Source organism: Streptomyces sp. NPDC052023 (assembly GCF_044548465.1).
Lineage (GTDB): Bacteria > Actinomycetota > Actinomycetes > Streptomycetales > Streptomycetaceae > Streptomyces.
On sequence record NZ_JBIUBW010000024.1, the window covers coordinates 78,620 to 104,308 of the forward strand.

General features: G+C 71.6%; 26 protein-coding genes. 20 read left to right on the top strand and 6 right to left on the bottom strand.

Features of this window, described 5'->3' with window-relative positions; all coding sequences use genetic code 11:
• Positions 1-71 precede the first annotated feature (71 nt).
• The gene (locus ACIHCM_RS32920) at positions 72-2,459 is read right to left on the bottom strand and encodes a Tex family protein (RefSeq protein WP_399904113.1); all 2,388 of its coding nucleotides are present in this window, start codon (positions 2,457-2,459) and stop codon (positions 72-74) included.
• A 98-nt stretch (positions 2,460-2,557) separates the two neighbouring features.
• Positions 2,558-2,695: an LPFR motif small protein gene (locus ACIHCM_RS32925; protein WP_218512358.1), complete on the bottom strand. Its 138-nt coding sequence runs from the start codon at positions 2,693-2,695 to the stop codon at positions 2,558-2,560.
• A gap of 143 nt (positions 2,696-2,838) precedes the next feature.
• On the opposite strand from ACIHCM_RS32925, the gene ACIHCM_RS32930 reads away from it, so the two are divergent.
• Together ACIHCM_RS32930 and ACIHCM_RS32935 are read left to right on the top strand one after the other, a co-directional pair.
• Positions 2,839-3,840, top strand: coding sequence for a GlxA family transcriptional regulator (locus tag ACIHCM_RS32930; RefSeq protein ID WP_399904116.1), 1,002 nt, complete (start codon positions 2,839-2,841; stop codon positions 3,838-3,840).
• A gap of 15 nt (positions 3,841-3,855) precedes the next feature.
• Positions 3,856-4,485: a DJ-1/PfpI family protein gene (locus ACIHCM_RS32935; RefSeq protein ID WP_399904119.1), complete on the top strand. Its 630-nt coding sequence runs from the start codon at positions 3,856-3,858 to the stop codon at positions 4,483-4,485.
• Here ACIHCM_RS32935 and ACIHCM_RS32940 read toward each other — a convergent pair.
• A complete protein-coding gene (locus ACIHCM_RS32940) occupies positions 4,477-5,226 on the bottom strand; it encodes an enoyl-CoA hydratase/isomerase family protein (protein WP_399904122.1) in 750 nt (249 codons plus the stop codon). The genes ACIHCM_RS32935 and ACIHCM_RS32940 overlap by 9 nt on opposite strands.
• Positions 5,227-5,294: 68 nt before the next feature.
• Between ACIHCM_RS32940 and ACIHCM_RS32945 the strand changes: the two genes are divergently transcribed.
• Both ACIHCM_RS32945 and ACIHCM_RS32950 read left to right on the top strand, forming a co-directional pair.
• On the top strand, positions 5,295-5,915 hold the full coding sequence (locus tag ACIHCM_RS32945; protein ID WP_399904125.1) for an HdeD family acid-resistance protein: 621 nt from the start codon (positions 5,295-5,297) through the stop codon (positions 5,913-5,915).
• Positions 5,916-6,090: 175 nt separating this feature from the next.
• Positions 6,091-6,600: an ATP-binding protein gene (locus ACIHCM_RS32950; RefSeq protein WP_399904193.1), complete on the top strand. Its 510-nt coding sequence runs from the start codon at positions 6,091-6,093 to the stop codon at positions 6,598-6,600.
• A 3-nt stretch (positions 6,601-6,603) separates the two neighbouring features.
• Here ACIHCM_RS32950 and idi read toward each other — a convergent pair whose 3' ends face one another.
• From idi to galE, 3 genes are all read right to left on the bottom strand, one after another.
• Positions 6,604-7,197, bottom strand: coding sequence for an isopentenyl-diphosphate Delta-isomerase (gene idi, locus ACIHCM_RS32955; RefSeq protein ID WP_399904129.1), 594 nt, complete (start codon positions 7,195-7,197; stop codon positions 6,604-6,606).
• Between the two features lie 191 nt (positions 7,198-7,388).
• Positions 7,389-8,327, bottom strand: a complete 939-nt coding sequence (locus ACIHCM_RS32960) for a cation diffusion facilitator family transporter (RefSeq protein WP_399904132.1) — start codon at positions 8,325-8,327, stop codon at positions 7,389-7,391.
• Between the two features lie 148 nt (positions 8,328-8,475).
• A complete protein-coding gene (galE, locus tag ACIHCM_RS32965; protein ID WP_399904135.1) occupies positions 8,476-9,447 on the bottom strand; it encodes a UDP-glucose 4-epimerase GalE in 972 nt (323 codons plus the stop codon).
• A gap of 306 nt (positions 9,448-9,753) precedes the next feature.
• Here galE and ACIHCM_RS32970 point away from each other — a divergent pair, with 306 nt between their 5' ends.
• The 16 genes from ACIHCM_RS32970 to ACIHCM_RS33045 form a co-directional block, all read left to right on the top strand.
• Positions 9,754-11,529 (top strand): DUF5941 domain-containing protein, encoded by a 1,776-nt coding sequence (locus ACIHCM_RS32970; RefSeq protein ID WP_399904138.1) that lies wholly within the window; start codon positions 9,754-9,756, stop codon positions 11,527-11,529.
• Entirely contained in the window at positions 11,526-12,278 is a 753-nt protein-coding gene (locus tag ACIHCM_RS32975) for a sugar phosphate nucleotidyltransferase (protein ID WP_399904142.1), read from the top strand. The genes ACIHCM_RS32970 and ACIHCM_RS32975 overlap by 4 nt, the downstream gene beginning before the upstream one ends.
• A complete protein-coding gene (locus ACIHCM_RS32980) occupies positions 12,266-13,327 on the top strand; it encodes an iron-containing alcohol dehydrogenase family protein (RefSeq protein WP_399904145.1) in 1,062 nt (353 codons plus the stop codon). The genes ACIHCM_RS32975 and ACIHCM_RS32980 overlap by 13 nt, the downstream gene beginning before the upstream one ends.
• On the top strand, positions 13,305-14,084 hold the full coding sequence (locus ACIHCM_RS32985; RefSeq protein WP_399904148.1) for a CDP-alcohol phosphatidyltransferase family protein: 780 nt from the start codon (positions 13,305-13,307) through the stop codon (positions 14,082-14,084). The genes ACIHCM_RS32980 and ACIHCM_RS32985 overlap by 23 nt, the downstream gene beginning before the upstream one ends.
• Positions 14,085-14,092: 8 nt before the next feature.
• A complete protein-coding gene (locus ACIHCM_RS32990) occupies positions 14,093-14,965 on the top strand; it encodes a glycosyltransferase family 2 protein (protein ID WP_399904196.1) in 873 nt (290 codons plus the stop codon).
• A gap of 98 nt (positions 14,966-15,063) precedes the next feature.
• Positions 15,064-15,993 carry an ABC transporter permease gene (locus tag ACIHCM_RS32995; RefSeq protein ID WP_399904151.1) on the top strand — a complete coding sequence of 310 codons (930 nt, stop codon included), beginning with the start codon at positions 15,064-15,066 and terminating at the stop codon, positions 15,991-15,993.
• Positions 15,986-16,765: an ABC transporter ATP-binding protein gene (locus tag ACIHCM_RS33000; protein WP_393113318.1), complete on the top strand. Its 780-nt coding sequence runs from the start codon at positions 15,986-15,988 to the stop codon at positions 16,763-16,765. Before ACIHCM_RS32995 ends, ACIHCM_RS33000 begins: the two co-directional genes overlap by 8 nt.
• Before the next feature lie 382 nt (positions 16,766-17,147).
• Positions 17,148-18,050 carry a squalene synthase HpnC gene (gene hpnC, locus ACIHCM_RS33005; RefSeq protein ID WP_399904155.1) on the top strand — a complete coding sequence of 301 codons (903 nt, stop codon included), beginning with the start codon at positions 17,148-17,150 and terminating at the stop codon, positions 18,048-18,050.
• Positions 18,047-18,997 (top strand): presqualene diphosphate synthase HpnD, encoded by a 951-nt coding sequence (gene hpnD, locus ACIHCM_RS33010; protein ID WP_399904158.1) that lies wholly within the window; start codon positions 18,047-18,049, stop codon positions 18,995-18,997. The genes hpnC and hpnD overlap by 4 nt, the downstream gene beginning before the upstream one ends.
• A gap of 62 nt (positions 18,998-19,059) precedes the next feature.
• The gene (locus tag ACIHCM_RS33015) at positions 19,060-19,137 is read left to right on the top strand and encodes a DUF6380 family protein (RefSeq protein ID WP_399904199.1); all 78 of its coding nucleotides are present in this window, start codon (positions 19,060-19,062) and stop codon (positions 19,135-19,137) included.
• Entirely contained in the window at positions 19,134-20,534 is a 1,401-nt protein-coding gene (gene hpnE, locus ACIHCM_RS33020; RefSeq protein WP_399904160.1) for a hydroxysqualene dehydroxylase HpnE, read from the top strand. The genes ACIHCM_RS33015 and hpnE overlap by 4 nt, the downstream gene beginning before the upstream one ends.
• A gap of 68 nt (positions 20,535-20,602) precedes the next feature.
• A complete protein-coding gene (locus ACIHCM_RS33025; RefSeq protein WP_399904202.1) occupies positions 20,603-21,667 on the top strand; it encodes a polyprenyl synthetase family protein in 1,065 nt (354 codons plus the stop codon).
• A gap of 121 nt (positions 21,668-21,788) precedes the next feature.
• Positions 21,789-23,798 (top strand): squalene--hopene cyclase, encoded by a 2,010-nt coding sequence (shc, locus tag ACIHCM_RS33030; RefSeq protein WP_399904164.1) that lies wholly within the window; start codon positions 21,789-21,791, stop codon positions 23,796-23,798.
• Complete coding sequence (locus ACIHCM_RS33035; RefSeq protein ID WP_399904167.1) at positions 23,795-24,436, top strand: 1-hydroxy-2-methyl-2-butenyl 4-diphosphate reductase; 642 nt, start codon at positions 23,795-23,797, stop codon at positions 24,434-24,436. Before shc ends, ACIHCM_RS33035 begins: the two co-directional genes overlap by 4 nt.
• A 5-nt stretch (positions 24,437-24,441) precedes the next feature.
• The gene (gene hpnH, locus ACIHCM_RS33040) at positions 24,442-25,464 is read left to right on the top strand and encodes an adenosyl-hopene transferase HpnH (protein WP_399904171.1); all 1,023 of its coding nucleotides are present in this window, start codon (positions 24,442-24,444) and stop codon (positions 25,462-25,464) included.
• A 4-nt stretch (positions 25,465-25,468) separates the two neighbouring features.
• Positions 25,469-25,689: flavodoxin-dependent (E)-4-hydroxy-3-methylbut-2-enyl-diphosphate synthase (locus ACIHCM_RS33045; RefSeq protein ID WP_399904175.1), on the top strand; the 221-nt coding region annotated here is incomplete at its 3' end.

Here is a 25,689-nt window from a genome sequence, read left to right on the forward strand (position 1 = left end):
CGACCCGCACCACGGCAGAGGCCCGGACCTCGCATCCGCGAAACGTCCGGGCCACACCGTGGGGCACAACCTCAGCCCCGGCCGCCCCTCTTCGGGTCGAGCAGGCCCGCGCGGCGCAGGGCGTCGGCCATCGCGCTGTTCGCCGGAGCCGGTGCCTGGCGGGCACCGCCGCCCTGGCCACCGCCACCGCCACCGCCGCCGCGCCCGCCCTGCCGCTGCTGCGGCGGCCGCCCGCCCCGCTGCGGGCGGCGCTCGCCGGAACCCCGCTCCTGGGGCGCGGCCTCGTCGTCGAGGCGCAGCGTCAGGGAGATCCGCTTGCGCGGAATGTCGATGTCGAGGACCTTCACCTTCACGATGTCGCCCGGCTTGACGACATCCCGCGGGTCCTTGACGAACGTCTTCGACATCGCGGACACATGCACCAGACCGTCCTGGTGGACGCCGACGTCGACGAACGCCCCGAACGCGGCCACATTGGTGACCACACCCTCCAGGACCATGCCCGGCTGAAGGTCGCCGAGCTTCTCGACGCCTTCCTTGAACGTGGCCGTCCTGAACGCCGGGCGCGGGTCACGCCCCGGCTTCTCCAGCTCCTTGAGGATGTCGCCGACCGTCGGCAGACCGAACGTCTCGTCCACGAAGTCCTGCGGCTTCAGCGACCGCAGCACACCCGTGTTGCCGATCAGCGCGGCCACCTCCTGGCCGGTGGTCTTCACCATCTGCCGCACCACGGGGTACGCCTCGGGGTGCACGCTGGACGCGTCCAGCGGGTCGGCCCCGCCCCGGATACGCAGGAAGCCCGCGCACTGCTCGTACGCCTTCGGGCCGAGCCGCGCCACCTTCTTCAGCTCGGAGCGGGACGTGAACGGTCCGTTGGCGTCCCGGTGGGCCACGATGTTCTCCGCGAGCCCGGAGGAGATGCCCGACACCCGCGAGAGCAGCGGCGCGGACGCGGTGTTGACGTCGACACCGACGCCGTTCACACAGTCCTCGACCACCGCGTCCAGCGAGCGCGACAGCTTCACCTCGGACAGGTCGTGCTGGTACTGGCCGACCCCGATCGACTTCGGGTCGATCTTCACCAGTTCGGCCAGCGGGTCCTGGAGCCGGCGCGCGATCGACACCGCGCCGCGCAGCGACACGTCCATGTCGGGCAGTTCCTGCGAGGCGAAGGCGGAGGCCGAGTACACGGACGCGCCCGCCTCGGACACCATCACCTTGGTCAGCTTCAGTTCCGGGTGCTTGCCGATCAGTTCACCGGCGAGCTTGTCGGTCTCGCGGGACGCCGTGCCATTGCCGATCGCGACCAGTTCGACGGCGTGCTCCTTGGCGAGCCGGGCCAGCTTCGCGATCGCCTCGTCCCACTTGTTGGCCGGGACGTGCGGGTAGATGACGTCGGTGGCGACCACCTTGCCGGTGGCGTCGACGACGGCGACCTTCACACCCGTACGGAATCCGGGGTCGAGGCCCAGCGTGGCGCGCGTGCCCGCCGGGGCGGCGAGCAGCAGGTCCCGCAGGTTCGCCGCGAACACGCCGACCGCCTCGTCCTCGGCCGCCGTGCGCAGCCGGAGCCGGAGGTCGATGCCGAGGTGGACCAGGACCCGGGTCCGCCAGGCCCAGCGGACGGTGTCCGTCAGCCACTTGTCGCCGGGGCGCCCGCGGTCCGCGATCCCGAACCTGCCGGCGATGATCCCCTCGTACGACGAGGGCCCCTCGACCGGCTCCTCCGGTTCCAGGACGAGGTCGAGGACCTCCTCCTTCTCGCCGCGCAGCATCGCGAGGATCCGGTGCGAGGGCAGCTCCGTGAACGGCTCGGCGAAGTCGAAGTAGTCCGCGAACTTGGCGCCCGCCTCCTCCTTGCCTTCCCGCACTTTCGCGGCCAGCCGCCCCCGCACCCACATGCGCTCACGCAGCTCGCCGATCAGGTCGGCGTCCTCCGAGAACCGCTCGGTGAGGATCGCCCGGGCGCCGTCCAGGGCGGCCTGCGGATCGGCCACGCCCTTGTCGGCGTCCACGAACGCGGCCGCGGCCGCGAGGGGCTCGACGGACGGATCGCCGAGGAGCCCCTCGGCCAGCGGCTCCAGACCGGCCTCACGGGCGATCTGCGCCTTCGTACGCCGCTTGGGCTTGAACGGCAGGTAGATGTCCTCCAGGCGCGCCTTGGTCTCCGCGCCCCGGATCTGCGCCTCCAGCTCGTCGGTGAGCTTGCCCTGCTCGCGCACCGACTCGAGGATCGCCGAGCGCCGCTCCTCGAGCTCCCGCAGATAGCGCAGCCGCTCCTCGATCGTGCGCAGCTGCGCGTCGTCGAGCATCTCGGTCGCTTCCTTGCGGTAGCGGGCGATGAAGGGCACCGTCGAACCGCCGTCGAGCAGCTCCACGGCAGCCTTGACCTGCCGCTCCCGTACGCCGAGCTCCTCGGCGATCCTGCCTTCGATGGACCCTACGAGGGGTGTCGTCACGATCCCGTACCGCCTTCTCCACTTCGGGTTGCGCGGCAATTGTGGCAGGTGGCACCGACAAGAGGGGACCAGGGCGGGAAGTGGCGGGGCGGCGGTTGTCAGACCCGGCGCGCACCACGCCGACCGGACCCGGAAGCTCCGCCGAGGAGGCGGGCGACGGCCCGGAACGGCAGCGTCACGACCGTGGCGACGGCACCGCCGATCTGGCGCAGAACATCCGCGATGGCACGGAACACGTCGTTCCCCTTTCGTTGGTGGTACTTGTCCTTCGCCCGCCGAGTACCTCGTCCTCCGCCACCCATGCCGATCAACGTGATGGCAGGAAAGGTGGGGAGCCCGTCATTGCGGCCGCACCCCGGACAGGCGAAGAATCGCCTTTATGGAGCAACGAACCGTTCTGTTCGTCCTCTTCGACGGCGTGCAGAGCCTCGACGTCACCGGCCCCGTGGAGGTCTTCGCGGGCGCCGAGCACCACACGCCGGGGACGTACCGCATCCGTACCGCCTCCCTTGACGGCGCCCCGGTCCGCACCTCCAGCGGGCTGACCCTCGTACCGGACGGGTCTCTCGGCGGCGCACCCGAGCCGCACACCCTGGTCGTCCCCGGCGGCGAGGGCACCCGCGCGCCGCAGCCGCGCCTGACCGACTGGCTGCGCGCGCACGGGCCGGCCGCGCCCCGCCTGGTGTCGGTGTGCACCGGGGCGCTCCTGCTCGCCGCGGCGGGCCTGCTGGACGGCCGCCGCGCGACGACCCACTGGCTGTTCTGCGACAAGCTCGCCCGGGACCATCCGGCCGTCGAGGTCGACCCCGACCCGATCTACGTGCGGGACGGGCATGTCGCCACCTCCGCCGGCGTCACGGCCGGCATCGACCTCGCGCTGGCCCTGGTCGAGGAGGACCTCGGCCGGGAGGCCGCCCTCACCATCGCCCGCCATCTCGTGGTCTTCCTGCGCCGCCCCGGGAACCAGGCCCAGTTCAGCGCGCAGCTCGCCGCGCAGACCGCTTCCCGCCAGCCGTTGCGCGAGGTCCAGCGGTGGATCACCGAGCACCCCGCCGACGACCTGACCGTGCAGGCGCTCGCCGCCCGCGCGCGGCTCTCCCCGCGCCACTTCGCCCGCGCCTTCCGCGCCGAGACCGGCATGACCCCGGGCCGCTACGTCGACCGGGTCCGGCTCGAACACGCCCGCCGCCTGCTGGAGGACACGGGCGACGGCATCGAGGAGATCTCCCGCGCCGGCGGCTACGGCACGCCCGAGGCCATGCGCCGCGCCTTCCTGAAGGCACTCGGCACCGGCCCGGCGGAGTACCGCCGCCGCTTCCGTCCATCACCGACCCCTCGACCACGAGTCGAAGGCGCGCCACCCACCCTGCCCACCCCATGAAGGAAGGGACCATCGATGCAGATCGCCATCGTCCTCTACGACGGGTTCACCGCCCTGGACGCCGTGGGCCCCTATGAGACCCTCGGCCGGCTCCCGGACACGGAGACGGTCTTCGTGGCCGAACGCACCGGCCCCGTCCGCACCGACACCGGCAACCTCGCCCTGACCGCCGACCGGACCCTGGCCGAGGTGCCGAGTCCCGACATCGTGGTGGTCCCCGGAGGCCCCGACCAGGCCCCGCAGATGGCGAACGACGCCCTGCTGGACTGGCTGCGCACCGCCGACACGGGTACCGCCTGGACGACGTCCGTGTGCACGGGCTCCCTGATCCTGGCCGCCGCGGGACTCCTCCGGGGCCGCCGGGCGACCTCCCACTGGCTGACCCTGGAGGAACTGAGGCCCTTCGGCGTGGAGCCCACGGCCGAGCGGGTCGTCCTCGACGGCAAGTACGTCACCGCCGCAGGTGTCTCCTCGGGCATCGACATGGGGCTCACGCTGCTCGGCAGGATCGCCGGCGACGAACACGCCCAGGCCGTCCAGCTGATGACGGAGTACGACCCCCAGCCGCCCTACGACGCCGGCTCCCCGCTGAAGGCGCCCGCCCACCTCGTCGAGATGTTCCGGGCGCAGGCCGCGTCAGCCTGACGGGGTCCAGGTGAAGTGCGGCTGCCGGCGCTCCAGGAACGCGGCGACGCCCTCCGTGGTGTCGGCGTTGCCGCGCGCCAGCTCCGCCCAGTGGGCGTCCCGGTCGACGCGTCCGTCGGCGAACTCCTTCGCCGCGGCCTGTGTCAGCTGCGAGCGGGAGGCCAGGATCCGGGTGAACTCGGCGACCCTCTTGCCGAGTTCACCCTCGGGCAGCACCTCGTCGACGAGCCCGCTGCGCAGCGCGCGATCGGCGCCGATCAACTCGCCCGAGTACAGCAGGTACTTGGTGGTGGCCGGACCGACCAGCGACACCAGCCGCCGCGTCGCGGAGGCCGGGTAGACGATCCCCAGCTTCGCCGGTGTCACCCCGAACAGCGCGCCCTCCTCCGCGAACCGCAGGTCGCACGCCGCCGCGAGCTGCGCCCCGCCGCCCACGCAGTGCCCGCGGACGGCCGCCAGCGTGGGCTTCGGAAACGCCGCGAGCGCCTCCTCGGCCAGGACGGCCAGCCCCTGTGCCTCGGTGGGCGAGTTCCGCAGCGTGGAGATGTCGGCGCCCGCGCAGAACGTGCTGCCCTCACCCGTCAGCACCAGGGCCCGTACCCCGGGGTCGTCCGCCAGGGCGTCCAGCAGCTCGGGCAGCGCCCGCCACATCGCGGCCGTCATGGCGTTCCGCTTGGCCGGATGGGCGATGACCACGGTGGCGACCGAGTCGGCGACCTTGTGCTGCAGATGGGGCTCCATATGGCGGATGCTAGCCGTACGCCGGCTCCGTACGATCGACGAGAGGCCCCGGAGAGGAGGCGGTCGCGATGGCCGCAGGCGCGAAGGACGAGAAGGCGAAACTCCGGCGCGGCTTCGGCCGGCTGGTCGCTCTGGGCGTGCTGCTGGTGATCGCCGGTCTGGTCGGGCTCGTCTACGCCGGCGTGGCCACCCTGACGTCCATGCTGCTGTTCGGCTGGCTGCTGCTGATCGGCGGTGTGGTCGGTCTGCTGCACGCCATCGAGGGTCGCGGCAGCAACTTCTTCTGGCTCGCGGCGATCGTCGCCGCCCTGAACATCGCGGCGGGTGTCGTGGTGCTGAAGAGCCCCGACGCGGCCGCCGACGCCCTGGCGATGTTCGCCGCGCTGCTCTTCCTCGCCGCCGGGCTCTTCCGGCTGGTCGGCGGCCTGGTGGTGCGCGGCCCGCAGTTCGGCTGGACGCTGCTTTTGGGTGCCTTCGACCTGTTGCTGGGGGTCCTGGTGCTGGCCTCCTGGCCGAGCAGCAGCCAGTACGTCATCGGCACCTTCTTCTCGCTTGCCCTGCTCTTCGACGGCCTGGGCCTGATCGCCACCGGCTTCGGCGGGCGCCGGATCGTCGGCATGGTGGAGGAGGCCGGCGGAGGCGGTGAGGGCACCCGAGGGGACGCCACGAAACGCGTACAAGCCGAATAGTTCGGAAAGTCGGCACCGGTGGGACAGGATCCAGTCCCACACCTGGCGGGGTCATACGAAGGCGGTCAGAAGCGTTCGATAATCGCTGACTTCTGTTCAGTGCTCCGGCGGGGACCGGTGCGGTACCAACACTCGACGTGTGGTGACAACCGAGCACAAGGGTGGCGACCGGACCATGGACGACCACGGGCGCGGGCCCGCCCCACGCCCCGAAGGCGGCACAGACGCTCCCGTCGAGCCGAGGACGCGCGATCCACTGCCCTACGAGGGCGTATGGCGGTTCACCGCTCCCGCAGTCGACGCCTCGGTCCCGCAGGCCCGGCACGCCGTCCGGGACCTGCTGCGGCGTCAGCGGGTGCCGGTCGCGGACGACGTCGTCCACGGACTGCTGCTGATCGTCTCCGAGCTGGTCACGAACGCCGTACGGCACGCGGCGGTGCTGTCCCCGATGCTCGCCGTGGAGGTCGCCGTCGGCGCCGAGTGGGTGCGCGTGTCCGTGGAGGACAACCACCCCTACCGCCCGACCGCCCTGGAGACCGACCACGGCCGGACCGGCGGCCGTGGCCTGCTGCTGGTGCGGGAGATCACCCGCGAGACGGGTGGGGTGTGCGACGTCGAGCACACCGCGAGCGGCGGCAAGGTGATCTGGGCCGCCCTGCCGCTCGACCCCGCCCGGCTGCTCTGATACTCACCAGCCCTCGGACGGACCGGTCAGCTCCCTGATCGCGGGACGGGCCGCGTCCAGCACCGTCATGAACCAGGCGGAGAAGGTGTCCTTGGCGTGCCGCTCGGCCAGCTCGGCCGGGGTGACGAACGCCGTGGCGTGCACCTCCTGCGCATCCGGCCGCAACGGTGCCTGCACCAGTCCGACGAAGAGGTGGTTGTACTCCTGCTCCACCAGGCCCGAAGCGGGGTCCGGGTGGTTGTAGCGCACGGTGCCCGCCTCGGCGAGCAGGGACGGGGAGACGCCGAGCTCCTCGTACGTCCGCCGGGCCGCCGCCGCGAAGGGGGCCTCACCGGGGTAGGGATGGCCGCAGCAGGTGTTGGACCAGACGCCGGGGGAGTGGTACTTGCCCAGCGCACGCTGCTGGAGCAGCATCCGGCCGTACTCGTCGAACAGGAACACCGAGAACGCCCGGTGCAGCCGGCCCGGTGGCTGGTGGGCGGCGAGCTTCTCCGCGGTACCGATCGTCAGGCCGTTCTCGTCGACCAGTTCCAGCAGGATCGCTTCCGCGGTGCCGTTCGACGAGCTGTCCGTCGCGGTGGCAGGTGTGATCGGCATACCCATCCTTCGCCTCGTTCCTCGCGCCCCAGTCTGCCGTACGAATCCGGCACTCCCGGCACTTCCCGGCGCGTCGGCACCGGAAGAGGGCCCCGGAAGGTGATCGTGCCCGGCACACGGAGAAGGAACCGTCCGTCACGGGCTGTGCGGAAAAGCGTGGGGGCGCGCGGCGGCCGGCGCGCTCCGGGCGCTCAGTGGCACAGTCCCGCCTCGTGTTCCGCGTGGCCGCTCGGTTCGAGCTGGAACGTGCAGTGCTCCACGTCGAAGTGGTCGCCGAGACAGCCCTGGAGTTCGTGGAGCATCTTCTCGTGCCCTAGCGCGCTCAGGACGTCGGAGCGGACGACGACGTGCGCGGACAGCACCGGCATGCCCGAGGTGATCGTCCAGGCGTGCAGATCGTGCACGTCCTCGACTCCGTCGAGCGCCACTATGTGGGCACGCACTTCTGCCATGTCCACGCCCTTGGGGGCCGACTCCAGCAGCACGTCGAGCGTCTCGCGCAGCAGCTTCAGCGTGCGCGGCACGATCATCAGGCCGATCACCAGCGACGCGATCGGGTCGGCGGCCTGCCAGCCGGTGGTGAGGATCACCACCGCCGAGATCAGTACCGCGAGCGAGCCCAGGGCGTCGGCGGCCACCTCCAGGAAGGCGCCGCGCACGTTGAGGCTCTCCTTCTGACCGCGCATGAGCAGCGTGAGCGAGATCATGTTCGCGACCAGACCGATCAGGCCGAACACCACGGTCAGCCCGCCCTCCGTGGCCGCCGGCGTGATGAACCGCTGGATGGCCTCGTAGAGCACATAGCTGCCGACCCCGAGCAGCAGCAGACAGTTGGCGAGCGCGGCGAGGATCTCGGCGCGGGCGAAACCGAAGGTGCGGTTCGCGCTGGCCGGGAGGTTGGCGAAGTGGATCGCCATCAGTGCCATGCCGAGGCCGAGCGCGTCGGTCGCCATGTGCGCGGCGTCCGCGATCAGCGCGAGGGAGTCCGCGAGCACGCCGCCGACGATCTCGACGACCATGACGGTGAGCGTGATGCCCAGCGCCACCCGCAGCCGCCCGCGGTACGCCGCGGCGGCCGTGCCCGTGACCGGCGCCCCGTGCGCATGTCCGTGATCGTGCCCAGCCCCCATGAAGAGCCGCCTCCTGCTGATCGGGTACGGACCCCAGTGAACTACGGGCGGGGGGTATCCGGCAACGCGGCACTGAACACCGTTGTCATGTGCCCTGACCTGCACAAACGACGGGCAGGTCAGGGCACCGCGGTGATCGCGCAGGCGCTCAGCGGCGCTGGTGCAGCAGCCACCCCTGCCACGCCGATTCGACCATCTCGCGTACGTCGCGCCGGGCGTGCCAGCCGAGCTCCTGGGCCGCCCGGGCGGCGGAGGCGACGGCGCGCGGGGCGTCCCCCGGCCGGCGCGCCGCGACGATCGCGGGGCGGGTGTCGCCGGTCACCTCCGAGATCAGGGTGACCAGCTCCCGCACCGAGACGCCCTCGCCGCGGCCGATGTTCACGGTCAGGTCGCCCGGCTCCCCGGGGGCCGACAGCCGCCGGGCCGCCGCGAGGTGCGCGTCGGCGAGGTCTGCCACGTGGATGTAGTCCCGCACGCAGGTGCCGTCCGGCGTCGGGTAGTCGTCGCCGAAGATCCGTGGGGCCTCGCCGCGGGTCAGCCGGTCGAAGACCATCGGCACCACGTTGAACACACCGGTGTCGGCCAGCGCCGGCGCGGCGGCGCCGGCCACGTTGAAGTAGCGCAGACACGCCGTGGCGATGCCGTGCGCCCGGCCCGCCGCGCGCACCAGCCACTCACCGGCGAGTTTGGTCTCGCCGTACGGGCTCATCGGGGCGCACGGCGTGTCCTCCGTGATGAGTCCCACATCGGGGTTGCCGTAGACGGCCGCGGAGGAGGAGAAGAGGAAGCGTCCGATGCCGGCACCGGCGACCGCGTCCAGCAGGGTCGCGAGGCCGCCGACGTTCTCCTCGTAGTAGCGCGTGGGCTGCTCGACGGACTCGCCGACCTGCTTGCGCGCCGCGAGATGCACCACACCGGTCACCTGGTGCTCGGCGAACACCCGTTTCAGCAGCTCGGCGTCCCCCGCCGAGCCCCGCACGAGGGGCATGTCCGCCGGGAGCCGCGCGGGCACCCCGGCCGAGAGGTCGTCCAGCGCCACGACGCGCTCCCCGGCCTCCACCATGACCCGCGCCACATGCGCCCCGATGTATCCGGCACCGCCGGTGATCAGCCATGTCATGGTGGCCCACCCTAATCCCGGCCGCCGCCCGACTCGGTCCGGCCATGCGTCCCGTACGTCTTGATTGCCCGTTTCCGGACGTCCGATTTTGTACGCCGCCCCTGCCATCCCCGATGATGATCGCCGCGGAGGTGCCGGCCAGATCGTGTCGACCGGACCGTGAACGGGCGGTGAACACGAGCTTCCTATCATCCGATAGCCTCTGCCGACATGCCGCCCGCCGGTGCAGCTCCGCCTGCCCCACAGGGCGCCCCACCATGCACGCGACCGGCGCGGAAGACGCCGGCCACCAGGGAGTGAGTTCGGTTGCCGACCGCCATCCTCACCGGTCAGCCGGTCCCCGGATCGTCGATCGAGGGCGATCTGCGGTCACTCGGCTTCGAGGTGCGCACCGCCACCGACCCCGCCGACACCGAGACCCTCCTCGCCCAGGTCCCGGGCGAGGAGCGGGTCGCCGTCGTGGACGCGCGTTTCGTCGGCCATCTGCACGCGCTGCGCCTCGGCCTCACCGACCCGCGCTTCCCGCTCGCTGCGATACCCGGAGCCGTGACGGCCCAGTCCGCCGGCCGCCAGGCCCTGACGCGCGCGCTGGCCCGCGAGAACTCCGCCCAGGGCGCGCTGCTGGTGGACAGCCTCGCCGACCGGATCACCGGCACGCTGGACACCGACGTGCACCGGCCCGAGCTGGGCAGCCTCGTCGCCGCCGTCCCCGCCGACCCGCAGGCCCGCAACGAGGCACGGCAGGCCGTCGCCGCCGTCGATGACGAGGCCGTACGCCTGAAGTCGGCGGTCAAGTCGCGCGACGGCTTCTTCACCACCCACTTCATCAGCCCTTACTCCCGCTACATCGCCCGCTGGTGCGCCCGGCGCGGACTGACCCCCAATCAGGTCACCACCGCCTCCCTGCTCACCGCCTTGGCAGCGGCGGGATGCGCGGCCACCGGCACCCGCGCCGGCTTCGTCGCGGCCGGTGTGCTGCTCATCGCGTCCTTCGTGCTGGACTGCACCGACGGCCAGCTGGCCCGCTACTCCCTGCAGTACTCCACGCTCGGCGCCTGGCTGGACGCCACCTTCGACCGCGCCAAGGAGTACGCCTATTACGCGGGCCTCGCCCTCGGCGCGGCCCGGGGCGGCGACGACGTGTGGGCCCTCGCCCTGGGCGCGATGGTCCTGCAGACCTGCCGGCACATCGTCGACTTCTCCTTCAACGAGGCGAATCACGACGCCACCGCCAACACCAGCCCTACCGCCGCACTTTCGGACAAACTGGACAGTGTCGGCTGGACGGTGTGGCTGCGCCGGATGATCGTCCTGCCGATCGGCGAACGCTGGGCGCTCATCGCGGTCCTCACGGCCGTCACGACCCCGCGCATCACCTTCTACGCGCTGCTTGCCGGCTGCGCCTTCGCCGCGGCCTACACCACGGCGGGCCGTGTCCTGCGGTCGCTGACCCGCAAGGCCGAGCGGACGGACCGTGCCGCGCGGGCGCTGGCCGAACTGGCGGACAGCGGGCCGCTGGTGGCCCTGTTCACACCCAAGGTGCCCGTCCCGGCTCCGCTGTGCGCCGCCGTCGGCGGGGGCGTCGTAGTGACGTCCGCCGCACTCTGGGGCGCTGCCTGGCCGACCCTCGTCGCCGCGCTCGCCTACGTCGCACTGTCGGGGGCGGCCGTCTCACGCCCCCTCAAAGGTGCGCTGGACTGGCTGGTTCCGCCCTTCTTCCGGACCGCCGAGTACGGAACCGTGCTGATCCTGGCAGCTGAATCGGAGGTGAACGGAGCACTTCCCGCTGCTTTCGGGCTGGTTGCGGCTGTCGCCTACCATCACTACGACACGGTCTACCGCATCCGTGGCGACGCGGGCGCGCCCCCGCCGTGGCTGATGCGTGCGATCGGGGGGCACGAGGGCCGGACGCTGGTGGTCGTGCTGCTCGCCGTGGTGCTGACCGCCGCGCAGTTCACGGTCGCGCTCACGGTCCTCGCCGTGGCCGTGGCCCTGCTGGTGCTCCTGGAGAGCATCCGGTTCTGGGTGTCCGCCCATCGACAGGGCGCACCCGCCGTACACGACGAAGGAGAACCCGCATGATCGGCCTCGTGCTGGCGGCCGGCGCCGGCCGGCGTCTGCGCCCCTACACCGACACCCTGCCCAAGGCGCTGGTGCCGGTGGGGCCCGCGGGCGACGAGGACGGTCCCACGGTTCTCGACCTCACCCTCGCCAACTTCGCCGAGATCGGCCTGAGCGAGGCCGCGATCATCGTCGGCTACCGCAAGGAGGCCGTGTACGCCCGCAAGGCCGAGCTGGAGCGGACGTACGGCCTGAAACTCACGCTGGTCGACAACGACAAGGCCGAGGAGTGGAACAACGCCTACTCCCTGTGGTGCGGGCGTGACGCGCTCAAGGACGGCGTCATCCTCGCCAACGGCGACACCGTGCACCCGGTTTCCGTGGAGCGGACGCTGCTCGCCGCGCGCGGCGAGGGCCGGCGCATCATCCTCGCCCTGGACACCGTGAAGTCGCTGGCCGACGAGGAGATGAAGGTCGTCGCCGACCCCGAGCGGGGCGTCCGGAAGATCACCAAGCTGATGGACCCGGCGGAGGCCACCGGCGAGTACATCGGCGTCACGCTCATCGAGGGCGACGCCGCCCCCGAGCTGGCGGACGCCCTGCGGACCGTCTGGGAGAGCGACCCCCAGCAGTTCTACGAGCACGGCTACCAGGAGCTCGTCAACCGGGGCTTCAAGATCGACGTGGCTCCCATCGGTGACGTGCCGTGGGTCGAGATCGACAACCATGACGACCTGGCACGGGGACGGGAGATCGCGTGCCAGTACTGACCCGGCTCATCCCGTCGCCGGTCGTCGTGGACATCCGCCCGGGTGCCCTCGACGACCTGGCCGCGGTCCTCGCCGACGAGCGCATATCGCACTCGGGCCGGCTCGCCGTCGCCGTCAGCGGCGGCTCCGGCGCCCGGCTGCGCGACCGCGTCGCCCCGCAGCTGCCCGGCGCCACGTGGTACGAGGTGGACGGCGGCACCCTCGACGACGCGGTCCGGCTGGCCAGTGACATCAAGGCCGGCCATTTCGACGCGCTTGTCGGGCTCGGCGGCGGCAAGATCATCGACTGCGCCAAGTTCGCCGCGGCCCGCGTCGGCCTCCCGCTGGTCGCCGTGCCGACGAACCTCGCGCACGACGGGCTGTGCTCCCCGGTCGCGACCCTCGACAACGACGCCGGGCGCGGCTCCTACGGCGTGCCCAACCCGATCGCCGTCGTCATCGACCTGGACGTGATCCGAGAGGCCCCGGTCCGCTTCGTCCGGGCGGGCATCGGCGACGCGGTCTCCAACATCTCCGCGATCGCCGACTGGGAGCTGGCCCACCGCGTCAAGGGCGAGAAGATCGACGGCCTGGCCGCCGCGATGGCCCGCCAGGCCGGCGAGGCGGTGCTGCGGCACCCGGGCGGCATCGGCGACAACGACTTCCTCCAGGTGCTGGCCGAGGCACTGGTCCTCAGCGGTATCGCCATGTCGGTCTCCGGCGACTCCCGCCCGTCCTCCGGTGCCTGCCACGAGATCAACCACGCCTTCGACCTGCTGTTCCCCAAGCGGGCGGCCGCGCACGGCGAGCAGTGCGGACTGGGCGCGGCCTTCGCGATGTATCTGCGCGGCGCGCACGAGGAGTCGGCGTTCATGGCCGAGGTGCTGCGCCGGCACGGACTGCCGGTGCTGCCGGAGGAGATCGGCTTCACCCCCGACGAGTTCGTCCGGGTCGTGGAGTACGCCCCGCGGACCAGGCCCGGCCGCTACACGATCCTCGAACACCTCGACCTGCAAACCCACCAGATCAAGGACACCTACGCCGACTATGTCAAGGCCATCGGTAGCTGAACTCCGCCCCGTCGTCCACCCCGCCGGGGTGAAGGACCGGCGCAGCGGTGAGCACTGGGCGGGACGCCTCTACATGCGTGAGGTGTCGCTGCGGGTCGACCGCTACCTGGTGAACACCCGGGTCACGCCCAACCAGCTGACGTACCTGATGACCGTCTTCGGCGTGCTCGCGGCCCCGGCCCTGCTGGTGCCGGGCGTCTGGGGTGCCGTCCTCGGCGTGGTGATGGTCCAGCTCTACCTGCTGCTGGACTGCGTCGACGGCGAGATCGCCCGCTGGAAGCAGCAGTTCTCGCTGGGCGGCGTCTACCTGGACCGGGTCGGCGCCTACCTCACCGACGCGGCCGTGCTCGTCGGCCTCGGCCTGCGAGCCGCGGACCTGTGGGGCGGCGGCCGTGTCGACTGGCTGTGGGCCTTCCTCGGCACCCTGGCCGCCGTCGGCGCCATCCTGATCAAGGCCGAGACCGACCTCGTCGGGGTCGCCCGGCACCAGGGCGGGCTGCCGCCGGTCAAGGAGGCCGCGTCCGAGCCGCGTTCCTCCGGCATGGCGCTGGCCCGGCGGGCCGCCGCCGCGCTCAAGTTCCACCGGCTGATCCTCGGCATCGAGGCGTCGCTGCTGATCCTGGTGCTCGCGGTCCTGGACGCGAGCCGCGGCGACCTGTTCTTCACCCGGCTCGGCGTCGCCGTGCTCGCCGGGATCGCGCTGCTCCAGACGCTGCTGCACCTGGTGTCCATCCTCGTCTCGAGCAGGCTCCGGTGAGCCCCGGGATGCGGGTCGGGGCCGTCATCATCACGATGGGCAACCGGCCCGAGGAGCTGCGCGCGCTGCTGGAGTCGGTCGCCAAGCAGGACGGCGACCCGATAGACGTGGTCGTCGTCGGCAACGGCTCTCCCGTTCCCGAGGTACCGCCGGGCGTGCGCACCGTCGAGCTGCCGGAGAACCTCGGCATCCCGGGCGGCCGGAACGTCGGCATCGAGGCCTTCGGCCCCAGCGGCCGTGACGTCGACATACTGCTGTTCCTCGACGACGACGGCCTGCTGGCCCGCGAGGACACCGCCGAGCTGTGCCGCCAGGCCTTCGACGCCGACCCCAGGCTCGGCATCGTCAGCTTCCGTATCGCCGACCCCGACACCGGGGTGACCCAGCGCCGCCACGTCCCCCGGCTGCGCGCCTCCGACCCCTTGCGCTCCTCGCGTGTCACCACCTTCCTCGGCGGCGCCAACGCGGTCCGCACCCGGGTGTTCGCCGAGGTCGGCGGTCTGCCGGACGACTTCTTCTACGCGCACGAGGAGACCGACCTCGCCTGGCGCGCGCTGGATGCGGGCTGGCTGATCGACTACCGGTCGGACATGGTGCTCTACCACCCGACGACCGCGCCCTCGCGGCACGCGGTCTACCACCGCATGGTGGCCCGCAACCGCGTCTGGCTCGCCCGCCGCAACCTTCCGGCCGCCCTGGTCCCGGTCTACCTGGGCATCTGGCTCGCCCTCACGCTGCTGCGCCGCCCCTCGCGGCCGGCCCTGCGGGCCTGGTTCGGCGGCTTCCGGGAAGGCTGGAGGTCCCCCTGCGGCCCCCGCCGGCCCATGAAGTGGCGTACGGTGTGGCGGCTGACTCGACTGGGCCGACCTCCTGTCATCTGACAAGCTCGTCCCTGAGAGCATTCGGGGCGTAACGCTCGGCTCCCGGCCGCTGCCCAGCCCGCTGGGGCTGCGCATCTCGAAGACGAAAGTTTCGACTAGTGAGTGAGACCACACACGACGGCACAGTCGCGGTGACCGCGCCCGTGTCACCCGACGAGGGACTGCCCGCGGCGGAGCTCGCCGCGAAGTACGGGCTGACCGTGAGCGGCGCCCGCCCCTCCCTCGTCGAGTACGTCCGCCAGCTCTGGGACCGCCGTCACTTCATCCTCGCGTTCTCGCGGGCGAAGCTGACCGCCCAGTACAGCCAGGCCAAGCTCGGCCAGCTCTGGCAGGTCGTCACGCCGCTGCTGAACGCGGCCGTGTACTTCTTCGTCTTCGGTGTGATCCTCGAGGCCGACCGCGGAATGCCGCGTGAGGTGTACATCCCGTTCCTGGTCACGGGCGTGTTCGTGTTCACCTTCACGCAGAGCTCGGTCATGGCGGGCGTCCGCGCGATCTCCGGCAACCTCGGCCTGGTGCGCGCCCTGCACTTCCCGCGCGCCTCGCTGCCGGTCTCCTTCGCGCTCCAGCAGCTCCAGCAGCTGCTCTTCTCGATGATCGTGCTGTTCGCCGTGACCTGTGCCTTCGGCAGCTACCCGGACCTGTCCTGGGTGCTGATCGTGCCGGCGCTGGCGCTGCAGTTCTGCTTCAACACCGGCCTCGCGCTGATCATGGCCCGGGCCGGTTCGAAGACCCCTGACCTGGCGCAGCTGATGCCCTTCGTGATGCGGACGTGGATGTACGCCTCCGGCGTCATGTACTCCATCCCGATCATGCTGGCCGACAAGCCGTCCTGGATCGCCAACGTCCTCCAGTGGAACCCGGCCGCGATCTACATGGACCTGATGCGCTTCGCGCTGATCGACGGCTACGGCTCCGAGAACCTCCCCGACCATGTCTGGGCGATCGCCGGCGGCTGGGCGTTGCTGTTCGCGCTGGGCGGCTTCGTGTACTTCTGGAAGGCGGAGGAGAGGTACGGCCGTGGCTGACCATACGACCGAGGACCGCATCCCCACCGTCGTCGCGGACGAGCTGCACATCGTCTACCGCGTCAACGGTGCCAAGACCGGCAAGGGCAGCGCCACCGCGGCCCTCAGCCGCATCCTCAAGCGCCGGGAGGACCGCGGGGTGCGCAAGGTGCACGCCGTGCGCGGTGTCTCCTTCGTCGCCTACCGGGGCGAGGCCATCGGCCTGATCGGCTCCAACGGCTCCGGCAAGTCGACCCTGCTGCGCGCCATCGCCGGGCTGCTGCCCGCCGAGAGCGGCAAGGTCTACACCGACGGGCAGCCCTCGCTGCTCGGTGTGAACGCGGCCCTGATGAACGACCTGACCGGCGAGCGCAACGTCATACTGGGCGGGCTCGCCATGGGCATGACCCGTGAGCAGATCAAGGAGCGCTATCAGGAGATCGTCGACTTCTCCGGCATCAACGAGAAGGGCGACTTCATCACGCTCCCCATGCGGACGTACTCCTCCGGCATGGCCGCCCGCCTGCGCTTCTCCATCGCGGCCGCCAAGGACCACGACGTCCTCATGATCGACGAGGCACTGGCCACCGGTGACCGCAAGTTCCAGAAGCGTTCCGAGGAGCGCATCAGGGAGCTGCGCAAGCAGGCCGGCACGGTGTTCCTGGTCAGCCACAACAACAAGTCGATCCGTGACACCTGCGACCGTGTGCTGTGGCTGGAGCGCGGCGAGCTGCGCATGGACGGACCCACCGCAGAGGTCCTCAAGGAGTACGAGAAGTTCACGGGTAAGTAGACAGCCGTTCAGGGCCCTGCCGGAACCGTTCCGGCGGGGCCCCGCGTCGTCGGCGAAGGGCCCCTGTGGCGGCTGTGAAGGAAGTGTCAACTCCGGTCAGCCGTAGGAATCTTGAAGCCAATCGGTGTGTTCTTGTGATGCGCCGGACACCCCCACGGCCGGGGCCGCGTTGTACAACGTAAGCTGTACCGGTGCCGAAACGCGGCAAGTAGGGCCATAATGCGCGACACCCTCCAAGGGGGCAGTCGCCGGAACGCATGGCGGCGTGTCCGAAATAGTGTGAATTGGGTCGGCAGTGTAGAACGGGAGATGTGACGGCAATGGCTACGGAAACTCCCCAGCTCCGCGAGGCATGCGCCGTCCCCGCCGTAGGCAGCGAACGGTGACCGGAACCGCCACGACGCGCACGGACGGCACAGAGCGCGCGACGCTCGACAAGGCCGCGGCCGAGAACTTCCCCGTGGCCCCCTTCTTCCTGCCCGGCGCCTGGCGCACCGACCTGATGGCCGTCTACGGCTTCGCCCGCCTCGTCGACGACATCGGCGACGGCGATCTCGCCCCCGGTGGCGCCGACGCCCGGCTGCTCGGCGTCCCGCCCGAGCGGGCCGGCGACCGCATGGCCCTGCTGGACGCCTTCGAGGCCGACCTGCGCCGGGTCTTCGACTCGGCGCCCCGCCACCCCTTGCTGCGCCGGCTCCGGCCGACCGTCCGCCGCTGCGGCCTCACCCCCGAGCCGTTTCTCGGTCTGATCGCCGCCAACCGCCAGGACCAGCTCGTCAAGCGGTACGAGACCTACGACGACCTGCTCGCCTACTGCGAACTGTCCGCGAACCCCGTGGGCCGGCTCGTCCTCGCCGTCACCGGCACCTCCACCCCCGAGCGCATCCGCCGCTCGGACGCGATCTGCACGGCCCTGCAGATCGTCGAGCACCTCCAGGACGTGGCCGAGGACCTCGGCCGCGACCGCATCTATCTGCCCGTCGAGGACATGAAACGCTTTCACGTCCAGGAGGCGGATCTCGCCGCGTCGACCACCGGCGCATCGGTGCGCGCACTGGTCGCCTACGAAGCGCAACGCGCCCGCGAGCTCCTGAATGAAGGCGCCCCTCTCGTGGGTAGCGTGCACGGCAGGCTGAAGCTGTTGCTCGCGGGGTTCGTGGCGGGGGGAAGGGCGGCCGTCAAGGCGATCGCCGCCGCCCAGTACGACGTACTTCCCGGCCCGCCCAAGCCCGGCAAGCTCCGGTTGCTGCGTGAGGTGGGCGTGACCCTGCGAGGAGAGGGGTGATCCGGACCGTGGAGTCTGCGCCACTCGTGCCCGCACCGGTACTCGCCGCCTACAGCTACTGCGAGGCCGTCACCGCACAGCAGGCACGTAACTTCGCCTACGGCATCCGGCTGCTGCCGACGCCCAAGCGCCGCGCGATGTCGGCGCTGTACGCCTTCTCCCGGCGGGTCGACGACATCGGTGACGGCGATCTCACCGACGACGTGAAGTTCGACCGGCTCCAGGAGACCCGGTCGCTGCTCGCCCGGATCCGCGAGGACGCCGTCGGCGAGGACGACACCGACCCGGTCGGGGTCGCCCTGGCCCACGCCGCCCGGCACTTCCCGATCCCGCTCGACGGCCTCGACGAGCTCATCGACGGCGTCCTGATGGACGTCCGCGGCGAGATCTACGAGACCTGGGACGACCTGAAGGTCTACTGCCGCTGTGTGGCCGGTGCCATCGGCCGGCTCTCGCTCGGCGTGTTCGGCACGGAACCGGGGGCGCGCGGCGCCGAGCGCGCGCCTGAGTACGCCGACACGCTCGGGCTCGCACTCCAGCTCACCAACATCCTGCGGGACGTCCGTGAGGACGCCGAGGGCGGGCGGGTCTATCTGCCCGCCGACGACCTGGCCAAGTTCGGCTGCTCGGCCGGGTTCGGCGGGCCGAACCCGCCGGAGGGCTCCGACTTCGCGGGCCTCGTGCACTTCGAAGTGCGTCGGGCCCGCGCCCTTTTCGCCGAGGGCTACCAGCTGCTGCCCATGCTCGACCGGCGCAGCGGCGCCTGCGTCGCCGCCATGGCCGGTATCTACCGCCGGCTCCTCGACCGCATCGAACGCGAACCCGAGGCGGTACTGCGCGGCCGGGTCTCGCTGCCCGGACGCGAGAAGGCCTACGTCGCCGTGCGCGGACTGTCCGGTCTGGACGCCCGGCACGTGACCCGCCGGACCGTCAGGAGGCGCGCCTGATGGACGGCACCCTGGGGAAGGGGGGAGCCGGCGGGAAGCGGCAGGCAACCCTCCGTGGCCGGATGGCGTCCCTGACTGAGACGGCCTGCCGGGGCGCTGTGACGCCTCGCGGTGGGTGCGCAGGGGAGGGTGCGCGATGACCGACGGCATGCGGTCCGGACCCGCACGGGAGACGGTGGTGGTCGGCGGAGGGCTGGCCGGAATCACCGCCGCGCTCGCGCTCGCCGACGCCGGCGTGCGCGTCACCCTGCTCGAAGGCAGGCCGAGACTGGGCGGTCTGGCCTTCTCCTTCCAGCGTGGCGAACTGACCGTCGACAACGGCCAGCACGTCTATCTGCGCTGCTGCACCGCCTACCGCTGGTTCCTCGACCGGATCGGCGGCGCGGCACTGGCTCCGCTGCAGGACCGACTCGACGTGCCCGTCCTCGACGTCACCAAGCCCGAGGGCCGGCGGCTCGGCAGACTGCGACGCGACGCGCTGCCGGTGCCGCTGCATCTGGGGCGCAGCCTCGCGACGTATCCGCACCTCTCACTCGCCGAACGCGCCAAGGTCGGCCGCGCCGCGCTCGCGCTCAAGGGCCTCGACCTCGCCGATCCGGCGCTGGACGCCCAGGACTTCGGCAGCTGGCTGGCCGCGCACGGTCAGTCGGCGCGTGCCGTCGAGGCCCTGTGGGACCTGGTCGGGGTCGCCACCCTCAACGCGGTCGCGGGCGACGCCTCACTGGGGCTCGCCGCGATGGTGTTCAAGACCGGTCTGCTGTCCGACCCGGGCGCGGCCGACATCGGCTGGGCGCACGTCCCGCTGGGCGAACTGCACGACCGGCTGGCGCGCAGGGCGCTCGACTCCGTGGGCGTCCGCACCAGGATCCGTTCACGCGTCACCTCCATCTCCCACAACGGCAACGGGCGTTGGAGCGTTCAGGTTCCCGGCGAGGTCGTCGAGGCCGACGCGGTCGTGCTCGCCGTACCCCAGCGCGAGACGTACGACCTGCTGCCGGACGGCGCGCTCGACGATCCGGCACAGCTGCTGAGGATCGGCACCGCGCCGATCCTCAACGTCCATGTCGTCTACGACCGCAAGGTCGTCGACGCGCCCTTCCTCACCGCGCTCGGCACGCCCGTGCAGTGGGTCTTCGACCGCACCGCCGCCTCGGGGCTGAAGTCCGGCCAGTACCTCGCGCTGTCGCAGTCGGCCGCGCAGGACGAGATCGACGCGCCCGTGGCCGCGCTGCGTAGCCGGTACCTGCCCGAGCTGGAGCGCCTGCTGCCGCGGAGCCGTGGCGCCGGGGTGAGGGACTTCTTCGTGACCCGGGAGCGCACCGCGACCTTCGCTCCCGCCCCCGGCGTCGGACGGCTGCGGCCCGGCGCCCGCACCAAGGCATCCGGCCTGTACCTGGCCGGAGCGTGGACCGCCACCGGGTGGCCCGCGACCATGGAGAGTGCGGTCCGCAGCGGCATCGGCGCGGCGGACGCCGCGTTGCGTGCCCTGGGCCGGCCCCGCCCCCGCCATCTCTTCGACGTCGAGGAGGCGGCGTGACGACCGAGCAGCGCGCGGCAGGCTCCCGCACCTCCGGTACCGCAACAAGAGGAGAGACTGTGCCCACTGTGCCCCCGGCCTCGAAGGCCGCTCGAGAGACCGCGGCGGACGTGGCCGCGCTCCTGGAGCGCGGCCGGACCCTGGCCACACCGGTACTGCGGGCGGCCGTCGACCGCCTGGCGTCTCCCATGGACACGGTCGCCGCCTACCACTTCGGCTGGATCGACGCCGCCGGCAACCCCGCCGACGGCGACGGCGGCAAGGCGGTACGCCCCGCCCTCGCCATCCTGTCCGCCGAGGTCACCGGGGGCGCCCCCGAGACCGGCATCCCCGGGGCGGTCGCCGTCGAGCTGGTGCACAACTTCTCCCTGCTGCACGACGACCTGATGGACGGCGACGAACAGCGCCGGCACCGCGACACCGTCTGGAAGGTGCACGGCCCCGCCCAGGCCATCCTGGTCGGCGACGCCCTGTTCGCGCTGGCCAACGAGATCCTGCTGGAGCTGGGCACCGTCGAGGCCGGCCGCGCCACCCGCCGGCTGACCACCGCGACCCGTGCCCTGATCGACGGCCAGGCACAGGACATCTCCTACGAGCACCGGGACCGCGTCAGCGTCGGGGAGTGCCTGGAGATGGAGGGCAACAAGACCGGCGCCCTGCTGGCCTGCGCCAGCTCCATCGGTGCCGTGCTCGGCGGCGCCGACGACCGCACCGCCGACAACCTGGAGAAGTACGGCTACCACCTCGGCCTGGCCTTCCAGGCCGTCGACGACCTGCTCGGCATCTGGGGCGACCCGGAGGCCACGGGCAAGCAGACCTGGAGCGATCTGCGCCAGCGCAAGAAGTCCCTGCCGGTCGTCGCCGCCCTCGCGGCCGGGGGCAGTGCCTCGGAGCGGCTCGGCGAGCTGCTCGCCGCCGACGCCAAGAGCAGCGACGTCGCGCACTTCTCCGAGGAGGAGTTCGCGGCCCGCGCCGCCCTGATCGAGGAGGCCGGCGGCCGCGAGTGGACCGCCGAAGAGGCACGCCGTCAGCACACCGTCGCCATCGAAGCCCTCGACGCCGTCGCCATGCCCGACCGGGTGCGGGAGCGGTTCGTGGCGCTCGCCGACTTCGTCGTCGTACGAAAGAGATGATCACTATCGGCCGAATAGCCCTCGCGTAGTCGCCGGCCGGTGCAGCGGATCTCCGTGTGCACCGGCCGACGGCGGACCCACAGCAGACGCACCCATTGCCGCACTGCACGAAGGGGAAGCCATGACAGCGACGACCGACGGAAGCACCGGGGCCGTGCCGCCCCGGGCTGCCGCGGCCAGCGAAACCGACGGCACCGTCCCGGTGGCGGCAGGGATCCACGAGGCCGCCGAACGCGCCGTCCGGCGCGCCACCGACCACCTCCTTGCCCGCCAGGACGCCGAAGGCTGGTGGAAGGGCGACCTGGAGACCAACGTCACCATGGACGCCGAGGACCTGCTGCTCCGTCAGTTCCTGGGCATCCGCGACGAGTCCACGACGAGCGCCGCCGCCCTCTTCATCCGCGGCGAGCAGCGCGACGACGGCACCTGGGCCACCTTCCACGGCGGGCCCGGCGAACTCTCCACCACCATCGAGGCCTACGTGGCCCTGCGCCTGGCCGGTGACGCCCCCGACGCGCCGCACATGGCCAGGGCGGCGGAGTGGATCCGCGCCCAGGGCGGCATCGCGGCGGCCCGGGTCTTCACCCGGATCTGGCTCGCCCTGTTCGGCTGGTGGAAGTGGGAGGACCTGCCCGAACTGCCCCCGGAACTCATCTGGTTCCCGAAGTGGCTGCCCCTCAACATCTACGACTTCGGGTGCTGGGCCCGGCAGACGATCGTCCCGCTGACCGTCGTCTCCGCCAAGCGCCCGGTACGGCCCGCGCCCTTCCCGCTGGACGAGCTGCACACCGACCCGGACCGGCCGAACCCCGCCAAACCCCTCGCGGCGATGGCGAGTTGGGACGGCGCCTTCCAGCGCCTGGACAAGGGCCTGCACGCCCTGCGCAAGGTCGTGCCGAGGTCCGTGCGGCGCGCGGCGACACGGTCGGCCGCACGCTGGATCATCGAGCGGCAGGAGAACGACGGCTGCTGGGGCGGCATCCAGCCGCCGGCCGTGTATTCGCTCATCGCCCTGCACCTGCTGGGCTACGACCTCCAGCACCCCGTGATGCGCACGGGCCTCGAGTCCCTCGACCGGTACGCCGTCTGGCGCGAGGACGGGGCACGGATGATCGAGGCCTGCCAGTCGCCGGTGTGGGACACCTGCCTGGCCACCATCGCGCTGGCCGACGCCGGTGTGCCGGCGGACCATCCGCGGCTGGTGAAGGCGGCGGACTGGATGCTGGGGGAGCAGGTCGTACGGCCCGGCGACTGGTCGGTCCGCAGGCCGCACCTGCCGCCGGGTGGCTGGGCGTTCGAGTTCCACAACGACAACTACCCCGACATCGACGACACCGCCGAGGTGGTCCTCGCGCTGCGCCGGGTCCGCCATCACGACCCGGAGCGGGTGGAGAAGGCCATCGGGCGCGGGGTGCGCTGGAACCTCGGCATGCAGTCGAAGGACGGCGCATGGGGCGCCTTCGACGTCGACAACACCAGCCGGTTCCCCAACCGGCTGCCGTTCTGCGACTTCGGCGAGGTCATCGACCCGCCGTCCGCCGACGTGACGGCGCACGTGGTGGAGATGCTCGCGGTGGAGGGCCTCGCCCACGACCCGCGGACCCGGCGCGGCATCGAGTGGCTGCTCGCCGAACAGGAGCCGGACGGCTCCTGGTTCGGACGCTGGGGCGTCAACTACGTCTACGGCACCGGTTCGGTGGTGCCGGCGCTGACCGCGGCAGGTCTCCCCGTCTCGCACCCGGCGATCCGGCGGGCGGTGACCTGGCTGGAGAGCGTGCAGAACGACGACGGTGGCTGGGGCGAGGACCTGCGCTCGTACAAGCACGTCAAGGAGTGGAGCGGCAGGGGGGCGTCCACCGCCTCGCAGACCGCCTGGGCGCTGATGGCGCTGCTGGCGGCGGGTGAGCGGGACTCCCGCGCGGTCGAGCGCGGCGTCGAGTGGCTCGCGGCGACGCAGCGGGAGGACGGCTCCTGGGACGAGCCGTACTTCACCGGGACGGGCTTCCCCTGGGACTTCTCGATCAACTACCACCTCTACCGGCAGGTCTTCCCGCTCACGGCCCTGGGCCGCTATGTGCACGGAGAGCCGTTCGCCCAGAGACCGCGCGCCGGGGCCAAGGGGAGCGCATGAGCGCCACTGCCGCCTCGCCGCCGCTGCTGATCGCCTGTGCGCTCGGCATCGAGCGGCTGGCGTTGCGGCTGGGTGAGCGGGGCGGCGCGGACGGGCCGGTGACGGTGCTGCGCACGGGCATGGGGCCGGCCGCCGCCGAGCGGTCCGTCTCGCGGGCGCTCGCCGACCCCGCGCTCGCCGATGCCGCCGTACTGGCCACCGGCTTCTGCGCGGGGCTGGCACCCGGCATGCACCCGGGTGACCTGGTGGTCGCCGAGGAGACCCGGGACCCGAACGGTACGACGCCCTGCGTGGGCACCGGCCTGCTCGTCAAGGAACTCAGCCGTGCGGTGCCCGGCCGCACCGTACACACCGGCCCGGTCACCGGCTCCGACCATGTCGTGCGCGGTCAGGAGCGGTCCGGCCTGCTGGCCACCGGCGCGATCGCCGTCGACATGGAGTCCGCCGCAACGCTTCTGAGCGCCGGGCGCTCGGGCGCACGTCCCGTTGCGGCCGTCCGGGTGGTCGTGGACGCTCCAGAACATGAACTCGTCCGTATCGGCACGGTACGCGGTGGAATATCGGCTTTCCGCGTCCTTCGTTCCATTCTTCCCGCATTCTTTGAATGGCACCGTAATGTGCTGCTCCCCAGGAGGTGAGCCCGATGGCCATGCCGCTGCGCCAGTCCATCAAGGTCGCTACATACTTGGCTGAACAGAAGCTCCGCAGGCGCGACAAGTTCCCGCTGATCGTCGAGCTGGAGCCCCTGTTCGCCTGCAACCTGAAGTGTGAGGGCTGCGGCAAGATCCAGCATCCCGCCGGGGTGCTGAAGCAGCGCATGCCGGTCGCGCAGGCCGTGGGAGCGGTGCTGGAGTCCGGGGCGCCGATGGTGTCGATCGCGGGCGGCGAGCCGCTGATGCACCCTCAGATCGACGAGATCGTGCGGCAGTTGGTGGCCAAGCGCAAGTACGTGTTCCTGTGCACCAACGCGATGCTGCTGCGCAAGAAGATGGACGACTTCAAGCCCTCGCCGTTCTTCGCCTTCGCCGTGCACATCGACGGCCTGCGCGAGCGGCACGACGAGTCGGTCGCCAAGGAGGGCGTGTTCGACGAGGCGGTGGCGGCCATCAAGGAGGCCAAGAAGCGCGGCTTCCGGGTGACCACCAACTCCACCTTCTTCAACACCGACACCCCGCAGACCGTCATCGAGGTGCTCAACTACCTCAACGACGACCTTCAGGTCGACGAGATGATGATCTCGCCCGCCTACGCGTACGAGAAGGCGCCCGACCAGGAGCACTTCCTCGGCGTGGAGCAGACCCGCGAGCTGTTCAAGAAGGCCTTCTCCGGCGGCAACCGGCGCCGCTGGCGGCTCAACCACTCGCCGCTCTTCCTGGACTTCCTGGAGGGCAAGGTCGACTTCCCCTGCACCGCGTGGGCGATCCCGAACTACTCGCTCTTCGGCTGGCAGCGCCCCTGCTACCTGATGAGCGACGGGTACGTGCCGACGTACCGCGAACTGGTCGAGGAGACCGACTGGGACAAGTACGGCCGCGGCAAGGACCCGCGCTGCGCCAACTGCATGGCGCACTGCGGCTACGAGCCGACCGCCGTCCTCGCCACCATGGGGTCGCTGAAGGAGTCGCTGCGCGCCATGCGCGAGACGGTCTCCGGAAACCGGGAGTGAGGTCATGACCGCCGTTCCCCTGGGCGTCCCCGACATTGCGACGCGGCCGGTCGCCGGGCGACGGGCGTCGCGGCAGATCCAGGTCGGGCCGGTGGCGGTCGGGGGCGGGGCACCGGTGTCGGTGCAGTCGATGACGACGACGCGTACGTCGGACATCGGTGCCACGCTCCAGCAGATCGCGGAGCTGACGGCGTCGGGCTGCCAGATCGTGCGGGTGGCCTGCCC